The sequence below is a fragment of the Nitrospiria bacterium genome (genome assembly GCA_035498035.1).
GTDB lineage: Bacteria > Nitrospirota > Nitrospiria > JACQBZ01 > JACQBZ01 > JACQBZ01.
Genome location: DATKAN010000011.1, coordinates 1 through 12,714, shown reverse-complemented (window position 1 = coordinate 12,714; position 12,714 = coordinate 1). Strand labels below are relative to the sequence as shown.

The following is a 12,714-nucleotide window of genomic DNA, read 5'->3' as shown; positions in this document are numbered from 1 at the left end:
GATCCCAGGGCTGGTTGAATCGCATCCGACGCATGACAAAAAACCATACAATAATGAAAATGAGAAAGGGTCCCCAGGTTTCGAGGAATGTAACCAAGAAACCCATCGGGTCGGGATTGTTATCAGACGCAAAAGACAACGCCGGCGATAGAATGCCGGCTAAGATGCTAACTGCTGATTTCAGATGGTTACGCATCGGTCCTCCGGTATTATTTGATCTTTTCCACGCCCCCGGCTCCGGCGCGGGGGCGCAAGGTCAAATTTCACGAACCGACACCGGGGGTTTTTAAACGCATCAAATCCCTGGCAAAGGGCCAGCAGAAAATCAAAAGTGCTGTCATCCCTCCCAAAACATGGCTCAATGGAACCGGCGCGAATGGGGCATCGTCCACCTTGACAAAGGCAAACGCGTTCATTGCCGATTCCAGAATGATCTTGCCGGTGGTGAGAAGAAGTACGGTCAGGCAAATCCAGCGCCACGGTCCGGCATCTCGTAGGCCCTGGAGGGTGAGATAAACAACCGCTCCGCAGGCAATTCCGGAAAGTCCTCCGTAGAATTGGAGGTTCGGTTGCGCAGCAAGCAGTCCGGCGCCGATCAGAATCGGCGAAATGATGTATAAACTTTTGTAGTATGGATAACCGCGGCGTTCGATCATCCAGCCGGCGATGCCGAGCGTCGCGGAATCATAAACAAGATGACTGAGGGAGAAATGCACCCAATTCCCGGTGATGAGCCGCCATACCTCGCCGGAAAGGATAGCCGCGCGATCGTATACAATCAGCGACGCCGAGTTGGGAACGACATAAGCGAGAATCCCGGCGGCGACCACCATCAAGGTCCAGACGGGATTAGGGCTGTCCCTCAATTGTGATTTTTGCGTTGCCATAGGCTGTAAGCTCCCATCCCGGAGACTAGAATCAGTACGAAAGGATCAATACCACCCCCGCCGGTACTACCCGGTCTTTGTACGACCTTGAATTCTTCGGGCGAGGTTTTGACCTTTTCTTGGAAAAGTTCAAGTTGTTCTTGGAGATTCACCACGAGATCTTTCGCGGCCTCATGGAAACTTGCGGTGCTGTCCGTTCTAAGTTGCTCGCTCAGGTTGACGGGCGTTGCCGATCCTTTGATTTGGCTGATGCCGGGCGCACGAAAAAGCATCTTACGACTTTGAATATGGTAAACCGCCGCGTCCACCATGGTATTTGTGTCGTCCTTCTCTCCTCTCACGACATACGCGCCGGCCAGGGTCCAATAGCTCATGGAGAGCATGCCTTCGTCCGTGAACTGAACCTGATCGTAGGAGAGAAGGGCAATCACATCGACACCGAACATGGTCCGGAGTTGATCCAGGTTGGTAAAGCTTCCCCCGGGCCTCAGGTAGGCCGACGGGATCAGCTCAATCGATTTAACAAACGGGTATTTTTTGAAATTGTCCCCGATCTCCTTCATCAGCGCGATCTTTTCTTTCTCCGGAAGAGGCGGAGTCATCGGAGCCGAAAAGTTTGTCGTGAACCCGGTCCTCGATTGTTCACTTCCCGGCACAAAGGCGATGCCGACTTTTATGGGCAGGGACAAGACGGGGATGGCGGCATTCTCTATCGGGTCGGATTTGCCCGGGTAAAGATAGTCGACCACGCTGCTGTTATGGTGTTGCCGTTGGGTGGCGCAGCTGATTGAGAGCCCGGTGGCGAAGATCAGAAGACCTGCCGTTATAAAATAATATCTCGCGGGTTTCATGTTTGACCTCCTTTGATTGACAAACACGGTTGAACGCCACCTTCGGCTCCGGCGCGGGGAGCAATTTATATCTTAAGACCCGGCCCAAGTCTTTCCCCGCCAACCCTGCCCTCTGGCCAAATCCGCCCTTCGGCCTATATATACCTATATATAATAGATACAGGTCGAATAAATTGCTCCTTTTTGGTTCCCCATATCCTGATCCGGGCAGGCACGGGGGCCTGCCCCTATAATTGGCGATTCGGATTTTCTTCGTCCTCCAACCACCGGGCGGGGTTTTCGGCGATGTATTCCCGGATGCGGTGCATTTCGGAATCATCGCGGATCACCCTTTCATAATAATTGCGTTGCCAGACAGGAACACGCGATACATGACGTTTGGTATTGATACGTTTCGTGACCGCGGATTTGAAACCGCGTACAATTGCGCCGATGGTTTGCGATGGGGATCCAAACGGTGTCCGACGTGTCGTAGGGGCGTATGGCAATACGCCCCTACCTGGGCCCGAGATCACCATGATCCCGTGACAATGGTTAGGCATCACGATGAATTCATCCAGTATCACATTTGGCCTGATAATGGCTGTTCGCAACCATTCCTCCTGCACTACCTTTCCGTAACCGTTCAATTGTAGTTGACCGTCTGCGACGTCTCTAAACAAGCATTCCTTATTCCATGTGCAGATCGTAATGAAATACGCCCCCACCTGGGAATAATCATATCTCTTCAGCCGGATCGATCAGGCGGTGATGAATTTCAGGGTTGTAATGGATTTGAGAAGCGGAAGGGGAGCGAAGGACCATAAGGTGCGCCTCCGGTAACCGGTTTGGGGGTCGGGACCTTGTTATATAAGCCGCGGCCCAGACCGGCGGTACGTCAAATCAGAATATACTGGAACCACGTCCAAACGTCAACTTTCTGCATCTCTTCCGTCACTCCGCGTTTGACAAGATCGAACAGTTCTTCTACCATGCGCCGCATGGCCGACTATCTTTTGGGACTCGATCAGGGCAGCACGAACTCGAAGGCGCTTCTTGTCGACCGCAAGGGAAGGATCGTTCGTCTTGCATCCGCGCCGCTCAAAGCCGTCCGTCCTCGCCCGGGTTGGGTCGAGCATGATCCAAAGGCCATCCTCAATTCTCAACTGCAAGCCGCCAAACAACTCCTCCGATCCGTCGGCAGGAATAATACCATCGCGGCCCTCGGCATCGCCAACCAACGTTCCACGATCATCCTTTGGGATAAAAAATCCGGACGGCCGTTGACCCCCGCGATCAGCTGGCAGGATTTGAGAGCGGACGAGCTGACGCGGCAATGGGGGGAGCACCGCGACCTGATCCGCTCGAAAACCGGATTGAGGCTCACGCCGTATTACGCCGCCCCGAAGCTGAGGTGGCTTCTGGACCGCTCGAAGGGACTGCGCGCCAAGGCCGAGAAGGGGAGTGTCCTCTGCGGGACGGTCAATACCTTCCTGGCCTGGCATCTCACGAAGGGCGAAGTCCACGCGACGGATCATGCCAACGCGGCGCGGATGCTCCTGATGAATTTGCACCGCCTGGCGTGGGATGAGGAATTGCTATCGCTGTTCGGTATCCCTCCGGCCATCCTTCCGCGCATCCTTCCGACTGCGGCCGATTACGGGACGGCGCGCCTCGGGGGCGTTGAAATCCCGATCCGCGCCTTGATCGGGGATCAGCAGGCCGGGTTGTTGGGACTGGGGGCGGTTCATCCGGGCGAGGCCGTGGTGAACTACGGTACCGGAGGCTTTCTGCTGGTCAACACGGGCCCCCAATCTGTTCCGCTTCCCGGGTTGCTATCCAGCCTGGCCTGGACGACGCCGGAGGAGACGGCCTATGTCGCGGAGGGAACGGTCAACGCGGTGGGAAGCGCCTTCGATTGGCTTATAAAGGCGGGATGGCTCAAATCGGTCGCTGAGATCGACCGGGTTGTGAAATCGTCCGGCGAACGGGTTTATCTCGTCCCGGCCCTTGCGGGCTTGGGCGCTCCCCACTGGGTGAGTCAGGCCCGGATGGGCATACTCGGGCTCGGACCGACCACGACCAAGGCCGACGTGGTCCGGGCCGCGATCGAGGGCGTCGCCTTTTTGATCAAGGACAGTGTCGAGGCCCTTCAACGAAACGGGCCCATCCGGATCAGGACGCTGACGGCCGGGGGCGGGGGCTCGCAAATCGCCTCCCTGGTTCAGACACAGGCTGATTGGCTCGGCATCCCGATCCGCCGCTCGGTCATTACCGAGGCCACGGCCCTCGGCGCGGCGCTCCTGGCCGGCGTCGGCGGCGGCTGGTGGAAAGCGCCCTCGTCGGTTCCGATAAATCGGGCCGGCGAAATCTTCCGGCCCCGGATTTCGGAAGCGGAACGGGAAAATATCTACGGCGGGTGGAAAAAGGCGATCGAGGCGGTAAAGATGTTCGGCGGGGAGGTGCTGTAGGGGCGACGCATGCGTCGCCCCTACGATGGTAAAACGTCATTCAAACCGGGCAGGGCAAGCCCCGCCCCTACTTTTTGTTAACGGGCTTTTCCTCTTTCTTCGGCTCTTCCTTCTTGATCAACTCCGACTTCCGCGGAATCTCGTCGAGAAAATCCTTGTTCACCAGTCCGATGCCGATCGGGGTGTTGCCCTGCGCGTACAGCATCCCTTTGAGCTCTTTTCCCAGCCGCAATTCGACCGGCGATTTCGGATTCTGATCCGTCAGGCGGATTTCATAGAGGGGCGGCTTCAGTCCGACCGTGGCCGGTTTTTTTACCGGGGCCTCGGTCGTCTGATACGCCTTGAGCTTTTCGACCTGATCCAGGAAACGTTTGACGAGGTCCTGCTTGAGCGGCCGGGTCTCCTCCTTCATGGCCCAGCCCGTCTCCTTCGAAATCAGCGCATATCGATCCTTCGGTGTGCGGACCTCGATGGCCTTCACCGATTCCGGCTTGAAGCTGACCATGCGCTTATCCTCGTAGTGAAACAGCTCCGGTTTGAGCTCATCCATATTGGCTTTGGCCACGCGGTAGATCGGTTTTCCCGGGTCGGTGACGACGTAGACGCTGTCTTTTTCAGACGCCGTGTAAAATCGCGCGGTCTGCGATTTTTTAGCGCCGTTATCCGTTTCCTGCATCGTGACCGTGACGAGGGGTTTTTTCAGGCCCTTCAGCGTCTTGTCATGGTCGGGGCCGGGATCGATGAAATAGGTGGCCCGGAGGTTTTGGAGCATCAGCGTCAGGGTGTTCAGTGCATCCTCGTCCGCGGGAGCTTCCTTCGGTTTCTTCAGCTGCCACTGTTTGTCCTGTTTGGTGATCAGAAAATGTTGTTTGGGAAATTCGAGGTCCACCTGATCCACCTTGTCGTGATCGATCGGGAGGATGATCTTCGTCCGAAAATCGAAGGCCGTCCGGGTCAGCGATCCCTTGATCCATTGCTGCGCCAGGACGACCCGCGGGTCGCCGTCCTTTTGAAGGTAAATGGTGCTCGGCATCGGCCCGTCATCGCCGATCAGGAGCCGCTCCGAGCGGTCGGGGAGGGTGAGCGTGATGTCCACGTTGGGATGCGCCAGTCCGAACTCGGCCATGTTCGGGGCCTGATCCTCCACCACCCGGGTAAAGCGGATGTCCCCCACCGTCGCGATCAGGCTCTGGACCTCCCGCTGGTCGGCCTCGGCTTCGAAGGGCTTCGTCAGCCGCCATTTCCCGTCCGCGGATTTTTTCAGTTCGATCGGACCGGACGGATAGCGCAGCTCGATCGTGTCGACGTCGCCGCTCGCGAAATTAAACAGCCGGTCCGCGTTCTGTTCGGCCTCCCCCGCTTTTTTCCGTTGGGGAATCTCGACGACGATCAGGTAGGCCGCGAGCAGCAGGAGCACGGCGGCCAGGATGTATGTCGTTGCAAATTTGTTGCGCACTATAAAAGCCGCCGACGTTTCCAGATGGCGATCCCGGTGATGAATACGGCGCCGGGCAGAAACAGGAGCGAAACGTACATCAGGACCGTTCCCTGGGACCGCGACATGAACAGCGGGGTGAAATGGGTTTCCTTCGCCCGGATGGAGATCAGGCCCTTTTCCTGGGCCAGCCAGGTCACGGTATTCAGGAACAGGTCGCCGTTTCCGGAAAAATTGAACGACCCGTTCGCGGCAAAGTCGGAGTCTCCGAACACGACCAGCGTCGGCCGCGCCTCCTCGGGCGCTTCGGGCTTCTTGGGGGCGTCATGGGCATGGGGTTCGGGCGACCCGGAAAGGGTCTTCCGGGTGACCACGACCGCCAGGGTCAAGGGCCCGCGGACGTCTTCCGCCGGATCGAAATTCAGCCGGGTCTCGGTCAGGCGGGTCTTGGACCAGCTGTTGTCGCTGGTCTGGGCCAGGGGTTTGTAATCGAAATCCGAAGACCGGCCCGGGTCGAAGTTGACCGACTGGGTCACCGGGAAAAAGGTCGCCAGGTTGAAGTTTTTCGTGATGTCATGAGGGGGGTAGTTCGTCACCACGGGCACCGTGAAATCCCCGCCCAGGAGCCGGGAGACGGGGTCGATAATCAGCCCCTTCCCCATTTTGATTCCCCACTGGGACAGGAAGTCGTCCAGGTTGGCCTGAACATCGGGGTCGAGGAGAAGCAGGACCTTGCCGTTGGCGGCCAGATAAGCGGACAGCGCGGCCTTTTCCTGCGGGAGAAACCCTTTCTGGGGCCCGGGAATGACCAGAACGGCCGTTTTGTCGGGAACCTTGCCTTCCTCCAGGAGCGAGAGCGCGCCGACATCGAAACCCTGTTTCTCGAGACCGTCCTTCACGCGGGAGTAGCCCGTTTTCTCCGTGTCCGAAAGGCGGTGCTCTCCGTGATTCTCCAGGAACAGGATTTTCCGACGCTCATCCTGACCGATGCGGATGATCGCGTTGGTCAATTCCTGCTCGTCGACCGTCTTGATCTGGGTTTCCTGTTTTCCGCTTTCGAGAACGAGGGTGTCGTACTGGGTGATTCCGTACTGTTTGGCCAGGGACGGCCTTTTGTCGGGATCGACGAGCGTGTAGGCGATTCGCGGGTTCCGGTAGTTGTAACTACTCAGCAGGTCCTTGGCCCGGCTCCGTCCTTGATCCGAGACGAAGGCCGTGATCTTCACGTCCCGGTGCAGGTCCTTTAAAACCTGCCGCGTCTGCGGCGCCAGGGAAAAGGCCGAGGTTTCCGAAAAATCGAAGCGCAGATGATGCCGGGACAGGATGAAGTTCAGGATGCCCAGGATGGCCATGAAGATCAGGACCATGAGGATGCTGTTGGCCCCGAGCTTGGTGGAGCGCCGCGTCGAGAAGGATTTCAGGGCCTCGAAATGAACGATGAAGAAAAAGACCAGCAGCCCGAGCGCCGCCAGCTCCGCGAGCGTAACGTAGAGTTTCCATTCGGGATTGACCTGATAGACGATGGCCGCGGCGATCGCCGTCAGAAAGCCCAGCCAGCCGGCGCCTTTGCTTAGTGAATTCAGCATGAGGGAATCTTTTTTCTCGGGATTGGCATTTTTATTTCCACCGCTGCGACTCCAGGACGCGGTGGGTGATGAACAGTCCCGCGACGATCAGCGTGGCCTGGTAGACCAGGTCCTTGGTGTCGATCATTCCCCGGATGAAATTCTCGGTGTGCTCGCCGATGGAAAGGTAGGTGAGGAACGACCCCCAGGACGTGTCCGAGACGGTCTGGGAGATCCAGCCGATCAGCCACAGGATGAGGACCGCGCCGAAGCCGATGAAACTGGCGATGATCTGATTCTCGGTCAAAGACGACGCCAGCAGGCCGACGGCGATGAAAACGCCGCCCAGGAGCCAGATGCCGAGGTAGCCCGTCAGGATCGGCGTCCACTGGATCGAACCGTAGTACCACATCAGCAAGGGCATATAAGCGGTCATGGCCAGCATCAGGGAGAAGACCACCATCGCGGCCAGGTATTTCCCCAGCACGATGGACAGCAGCGGCACCGGGGAGGTCATCAGCAATTCGATCGTCTTGATCTTTTTTTCCTCGGCGAGGAGGCGCATCGTGATCAGGGGCAGGGTGAGCATCAGGATCACCGCCATGTTGTGGAAGGTCGGGCGGAAAATCAGATCGTTCAGATTGATCTGCGGGAGCGCGCCCTGCACGCGCATGATCTGCATGCTCTGGCTGCTGGCGAATAGCACGATGCTGTAAAACAGGTAACCCGAAATCAGGATGAAGATCGCCGTCACCACGTAGGCCATCGGCGAGGTAAAAAGGACGCGGAGCTCTTTTCCCATGATGGCCAGCATGCTTCTCATGCCGCATCTCCCTTCAGGACGGCTTCCTTCGGTTCTTCCGGGTTCGATTCTTCCTGGGTCAGCTGGAGGAAGACGTCCTCGAGGGACAGCTTGACCGCGGTCAATTCCAGCAGGCCCCAGCCGCGGCGGACCGCCTGGGCGGCGAGCTCGGTCCGGATGTCGCGACCGAGCTCGCATTCCACCATGAACACCTGTCCGTCGGTCGACGGTTCCTGAAAGATCGAGACGACGCCCGGGACGGTTTTTAACGCCTCGGCGGTTTCGGGCGAGGGCGTCCGGAGCGTCAAACGGATCTTTTCCGACTGACGAAGCTGGGCGGACAGCGTGTCGGGCGTGTCGACGGCCACGATCCGGCCCTTGTGAATGATCACCACGCGTTGGCAGACGGCGGTGGCTTCGGGAAGAATGTGCGTGCTGAGGATGACCGTGTGTTGTCCGGCGAGTTCCTTGATGACCTCGCGCATCTCGATAATCTGTTTCGGATCGAGGCCCGTGGTCGGTTCGTCCAGGATCAGGACCTCGGGGTTGTGGATCAGGGCTTGGGCGAGCCCGACGCGTTGACGGTATCCCCGCGAAAGGTTGCCGATCAGGCGGTGACGCACATCGGTCAGCGCGCAGCGCTCCAACACCCGCGTCAGCGCCTGGGCTCGATCCCTCCGTTCGATGCCCTTGATCTTGGATACGAAGCGGAGATATTCCGTTACGGTCATCTCGGTGTAAAGGGGCGGGGACTCGGGGAGATAGCCGATGTGTTTCTTGACCTCCTGAGGCTGCTCGAAAATATCGTAGCCGGCGACGGAGGCCGTTCCGCTCGTGGCCGGGAGGAAGCAGGTCAGGATGCGCATGGTGGTGGTCTTCCCCGCGCCGTTGGGTCCCAGGAAAGCGAGGATCTCGCCTTTCTGCACGTTGAAGGTCACGTCCTCGATCGCGGTGAGATCCCCGTATCGCTTCGTGAGATTTTGAACGTTGATCATTTAAGGCCCGGTTCTTTCACGGCGAGTTTTCGACGGCAGGCGGGAGTTCAACCGACCTGAATGGAATGAATTGAAAGGAAAACATGTTTTTCATCACTGGAAAAATAATATAGCGTAACGAAAAATCCTTTGTCAAGTTTCAGACCCGGGGCCTTGGTTTCGGGCGGGCGGGATCGTTTCTTACCGGATCCTGAAGTTCAGGGTTTTCAAGACGGTCCCATCCTCGGAGGTTACGTCCACTTTCCAATCTCCGGAGGCGGAGGGTAAAATCGTTTTCGTGCTGTAGGTCCGCCAGCTCGTCGATTTGACGGGAAGGGTCACTTCCATCACCATCTTGTCCCCTTGGAACCAGAGGTGTTTGATAAAGGCGGGGGGCCGATCGCTCTTGATCCGGGTGAAGCAATAGAGTTTTCCCACGGTCGAATCAAACGACAGGGCCGGCTTGACCGGCGTCAGGTTTTCCACCCCGGGTGCGATCACGGCTTCTTCGATGGTGAGGGCCGGCGGGCTCTTTTCCTCGGAATAGGCGAGGCGGGTCGCCAGGATCGCGGTCAGGATTCCCAGCGCCAGCAAACCGTGGGAAAGCAGTTTTTCCTTTTTAAGACGAGTCGAAGCCATTACAGATCCCTTTCGCGACGGTCAGGGAGATGGCAACGGACGCTCATTTTTCTTCAAGCTCTCCAAACCGTCCAGGATCCGGTGTTCCAGCTCGGTGCCCAGTTCCGGAAGCGTTCGAAGAAGGCGGGATCGGGCCAGTTGTTCAAGGTCCTGGAGGTTTTCGATCTGAAATCGCTTGTGGAGCAACATCGCCCATTTGGGATCGAGCCCGGGAACATGGAAGGGAATGCGGTCTGGGACCGGATTGTCGAAATCCGGTTCGCGGATCGTTCCGGTTTTCAGGCCCTCCAAAATTTTCCGTTCCAGATCCCGGCCGATCCCGGGAATCTTTTTTAACTGGCCGCGATGGGCCAGATCGGCCGCCGAATCCTTCGATCGTTCAAGATTCGTTGCCGCGTTCCGATAGGCCCGGATCCGGTAAGGGTTGGCGCCTTCCAGTTGCAAGCGGTCTGCGATGCTCCGAAATGCGTCCGCGATCTGTTGGTTCGTCATGAGGATAATTATAACACAATCGTAGGCCGAGTAGAGGGGGCGGGAGGTCGAAATACCAGGCTTTTATTGGTGATAGGTATGGAGATCCTGGGAATCCCGGTCGCTATGTACCCATCTCCCAGGAGGCCAGGTATTTCTCCTGTTCCTTGGTGAGCCGATCGATCTGGATCCCCATACCTTTGAGTTTCAGCCGTGCGATTTCCTGGTCGATCGCGGCGGGTACAGGATAAACCTTCCGCTCCAGTTTCTTGGAATTCTTCACCATGTACTCGGCCGAGAGGGCCTGATTGGCGAAGCTCATGTCCATGACGCTGGCCGGGTGGCCTTCCGCGGCCGCCAGGTTGATGAGGCGGCCTTCCCCGAGCAGGTTGACGCGCCGTCCGTTGGACAGCGTGTACTCATCCACGAATTCACGGATCGCGCGCTTTCGCTGGCTCATTTTCTCCAGTGCGGGGATGTCGATCTCGACATTGAAGTGGCCCGAGTTGCAGACGACCGCGCCGTCCTTCATGACCGCAAAGTGCTCGCGGCGAATGACCTTGATGTCGCCGGTGACGGTGACGAAAAAGTCGCCGATCTGGGCCGCCCCGGCCATGGGCATGACGCGAAAACCGTCCATGACGGCCTCGATCGCCTTGAGAGGATCGATTTCCGTGACGACGACGTCGGCGCCCATCCCCTTGGCCCGCATCGCCAGGCCGCGCCCGCACCAGCCGTAACCGCTGACCACGAAGACCGTCCCGGCCACCATACGATTGGTGGCGCGCAGGATTCCGTCGACGGTGCTCTGGCCGGTGCCGTAGCGGTTATCGAAAAGGTGCTTTGTGTTGGCGTCGTTGACCGAGACGATTGGGAACTTCAGAACGCCCCGCGCGGCCATACTTCTCAGGCGGATCACGCCGGTCGTGGTCTCTTCGGTCCCGCCGATGATGTCCTTCAGGAGGTCTTTCCGTTTGGAATGAAGCGTCGAGACGAGGTCGGCGCCGTCGTCCATCGTGATCATGGGCCGGTGATTCAGGGCCGCCTGGATATGGCGGTAGTAGGTGTCGTTGTCCTCCCCCTTGATGGCAAAGACCGGGATTTGATGGTGCTCGACCAACGCGGCCGCGACGTCGTCCTGCGTGCTGAGCGGGTTGGAGGCGCAGAGCACCACGTCGGCTCCGCCGGACTTCAGGGTGGTCATCAGGTTGGCTGTTTCGGTGGTGACGTGAAGACAGGCCGAGACTCGGGTCCCTCGCAACGGCAGCTCTTTTTTGAAACGCCTGTTGACCAGATCCATGACGGGCATTTCCTGCTGCGCCCATTCCATCCGGAGCAGGCCCTTTTGCGCGAGACGAATGTCCTTGATATCGTAATCCATTATATTCCGGCTTCCTTTCGAAGGGTTTCGGCCAAATCGGTTTTTTCCCAGGTGAACTCCGGCTCCGTTCGGCCGAAGTGGCCGTAGGCCGCGGTCTTTTTGTAGATCGGACGCCGGAGTTTCAGGTGATCGATCATTCCCTTGGGCGTCAACGGGAAATGTTTTTGAACGAGCTTCAGGATTTTCTGGCTTGGAACCTTTCCGGTATTCTTGGTGTTGACCAGGATGGAAACGGGCTCCGGGACGCCGATGGCATAGGCCATCTGGATCTCGCAGCGGTCGGCGAGCCCCGCCGCGACGATATTCTTAGCGATGTACCGGGCCATGTAGGACGCCGAGCGATCGACCTTGGAGGGGTCCTTCCCGGAGAAGGCTCCGCCGCCGTGGCTCCCGACGCCCCCGTAGGTGTCCACGATGATTTTCCGACCCGTCACCCCGGTATCCCCCTGCGGGCCTCCGACGACGAAACGGCCGGTGGGGTTGATGTGATAAATAATTTTTTCTTCATCCATGAGTTGGGGGGGGATGATGGGCTTGATGACTTTTTCAATGATATCTTCCCGGATTTCCTTTAACGTCACCTCCGGGCTGTGCTGAGCCGAGATGACGACCGTCGTGACCCGGACCGGTTTGCCGTCCCGGTAGTCTACGGTGACCTGGGACTTACCATCCGGCCGGAGGTACGGCAGGACGTCCTTTTTCCGGACTTCCGAGAGCCGACGGGTCAGCTTGTGGGCCAGGATAATGGGAGTGGGCATGAACTCCGGTGTTTCGTTGCTGGCGTACCCGAACATGATGCCTTGATCTCCCGCGCCGCCGGTGTCTACGCCCTGTGCGATGTCCGGAGACTGGGCATGGATCGAGGTGATCACGGAGCAGGTCTCGTAATCGAAGCCGTATTTGGCCCGCGTGTAGCCGATCTCTTTGATGGTTTCACGCACGATGTCCGGAATCTCGACGTAGCAGGTGGTGCTGATCTCTCCCGCGACGAAGGCCAGGCCGGTGGTCACAAAGGTTTCGCAGGCCACCCGGCCATACGGATCCTGGCCGATAATGGAATCCAGGATCGCGTCGGAAATCTGGTCTGAAATTTTATCGGGATGTCCTTCGGTGACGGATTCCGAAGTGAACAAAAAATCCTGTCCTGTCATTTCTATCTCCTTTATCTCTTCTTTTCCCAACTTGTGTTGGTGAGCATGGTTGAACGTGCAAACCCAGGCGGTCGCATTCGGAATACTTCTTGAATGGAAACCATTCAT

The 12,714-nt window shown here is 58.0% G+C and carries 13 protein-coding genes; 1 reads left to right on the top strand and 12 read right to left on the bottom strand.

Going from position 1 to position 12,714, the window contains the following annotated elements:
* The 4 genes from VMN77_01865 to VMN77_01850 form a co-directional block, all read right to left on the bottom strand.
* On the bottom strand, positions 1-196 hold a 196-nt coding region (locus VMN77_01865; protein HTN42526.1), incomplete at its 3' end, for a hypothetical protein.
* A gap of 67 nt (positions 197-263) precedes the next feature.
* Positions 264-833: a rhombosortase gene (gene rrtA, locus VMN77_01860; GenBank protein ID HTN42525.1), complete on the bottom strand. Its 570-nt coding sequence runs from the start codon at positions 831-833 to the stop codon at positions 264-266.
* Between the two features lie 29 nt (positions 834-862).
* Entirely contained in the window at positions 863-1,738 is an 876-nt protein-coding gene (gene rhlP, locus VMN77_01855) for a rhombotarget lipoprotein (protein HTN42524.1), read from the bottom strand.
* Positions 1,739-1,965: 227 nt separating this feature from the next.
* Positions 1,966-2,445 (bottom strand): transposase, encoded by a 480-nt coding sequence (locus VMN77_01850; protein ID HTN42523.1) that lies wholly within the window; start codon positions 2,443-2,445, stop codon positions 1,966-1,968.
* A 273-nt stretch (positions 2,446-2,718) separates the two neighbouring features.
* Between VMN77_01850 and VMN77_01845 the strand changes: the two genes are divergently transcribed.
* A complete protein-coding gene (locus VMN77_01845; GenBank protein HTN42522.1) occupies positions 2,719-4,188 on the top strand; it encodes an FGGY family carbohydrate kinase in 1,470 nt (489 codons plus the stop codon).
* A 67-nt stretch (positions 4,189-4,255) separates the two neighbouring features.
* Here VMN77_01845 and VMN77_01840 read toward each other — a convergent pair whose 3' ends face one another.
* From VMN77_01840 to metK, 8 genes are all read right to left on the bottom strand, one after another.
* Entirely contained in the window at positions 4,256-5,644 is a 1,389-nt protein-coding gene (locus VMN77_01840; protein HTN42521.1) for a DUF4340 domain-containing protein, read from the bottom strand.
* Positions 5,644-7,209: a Gldg family protein gene (locus VMN77_01835; GenBank protein ID HTN42520.1), complete on the bottom strand. Its 1,566-nt coding sequence runs from the start codon at positions 7,207-7,209 to the stop codon at positions 5,644-5,646. The genes VMN77_01840 and VMN77_01835 overlap by 1 nt, the downstream gene beginning before the upstream one ends.
* Positions 7,210-7,240: 31 nt before the next feature.
* Positions 7,241-8,011 carry an ABC transporter permease subunit gene (locus tag VMN77_01830; protein ID HTN42519.1) on the bottom strand — a complete coding sequence of 257 codons (771 nt, stop codon included), beginning with the start codon at positions 8,009-8,011 and terminating at the stop codon, positions 7,241-7,243.
* Positions 8,008-8,985 (bottom strand): ATP-binding cassette domain-containing protein, encoded by a 978-nt coding sequence (locus VMN77_01825; GenBank protein ID HTN42518.1) that lies wholly within the window; start codon positions 8,983-8,985, stop codon positions 8,008-8,010. The genes VMN77_01830 and VMN77_01825 overlap by 4 nt, the downstream gene beginning before the upstream one ends.
* 180 nt (positions 8,986-9,165) lie before the next feature.
* Positions 9,166-9,603 carry a DUF2914 domain-containing protein gene (locus tag VMN77_01820; protein ID HTN42517.1) on the bottom strand — a complete coding sequence of 146 codons (438 nt, stop codon included), beginning with the start codon at positions 9,601-9,603 and terminating at the stop codon, positions 9,166-9,168.
* A 21-nt stretch (positions 9,604-9,624) separates the two neighbouring features.
* Positions 9,625-10,095 (bottom strand): helix-hairpin-helix domain-containing protein, encoded by a 471-nt coding sequence (locus VMN77_01815; GenBank protein HTN42516.1) that lies wholly within the window; start codon positions 10,093-10,095, stop codon positions 9,625-9,627.
* 103 nt (positions 10,096-10,198) lie between these two features.
* Positions 10,199-11,455 (bottom strand): adenosylhomocysteinase, encoded by a 1,257-nt coding sequence (ahcY, locus tag VMN77_01810; protein HTN42515.1) that lies wholly within the window; start codon positions 11,453-11,455, stop codon positions 10,199-10,201.
* The gene (gene metK / locus VMN77_01805) at positions 11,455-12,606 is read right to left on the bottom strand and encodes a methionine adenosyltransferase (protein HTN42514.1); all 1,152 of its coding nucleotides are present in this window, start codon (positions 12,604-12,606) and stop codon (positions 11,455-11,457) included. Before metK ends, ahcY begins: the two co-directional genes overlap by 1 nt.
* Positions 12,607-12,714 lie beyond the last annotated feature (108 nt).

Bases quoted from the DNA above. Each gene is read 5' to 3' on its own strand.
- metK (HTN42514.1), bottom strand. From the start codon at position 12,606: ATGACAGGACAGGATTTTTTGTTCACTTCGGAATCCGTCACCGAAGGA.
- VMN77_01820 (HTN42517.1), bottom strand. From the start codon at position 9,603: ATGGCTTCGACTCGTCTTAAAAAGGAAAAACTGCTTTCCCACGGTTTG.
- rhlP (HTN42524.1), bottom strand. From the start codon at position 1,738: ATGAAACCCGCGAGATATTATTTTATAACGGCAGGTCTTCTGATCTTC.
- VMN77_01830 (HTN42519.1), bottom strand. From the start codon at position 8,011: ATGAGAAGCATGCTGGCCATCATGGGAAAAGAGCTCCGCGTCCTTTTT.
- ahcY (HTN42515.1), bottom strand. From the start codon at position 11,455: ATGGATTACGATATCAAGGACATTCGTCTCGCGCAAAAGGGCCTGCTC.
- rrtA (HTN42525.1), bottom strand. From the start codon at position 833: ATGGTGGTCGCCGCCGGGATTCTCGCTTATGTCGTTCCCAACTCGGCG.
- VMN77_01835 (HTN42520.1), bottom strand. From the start codon at position 7,209: ATGCTGAATTCACTAAGCAAAGGCGCCGGCTGGCTGGGCTTTCTGACG.
- VMN77_01815 (HTN42516.1), bottom strand. From the start codon at position 10,095: ATGACGAACCAACAGATCGCGGACGCATTTCGGAGCATCGCAGACCGC.
- VMN77_01825 (HTN42518.1), bottom strand. From the start codon at position 8,985: ATGATCAACGTTCAAAATCTCACGAAGCGATACGGGGATCTCACCGCG.
- VMN77_01845 (HTN42522.1), top strand. From the start codon at position 2,719: ATGGCCGACTATCTTTTGGGACTCGATCAGGGCAGCACGAACTCGAAG.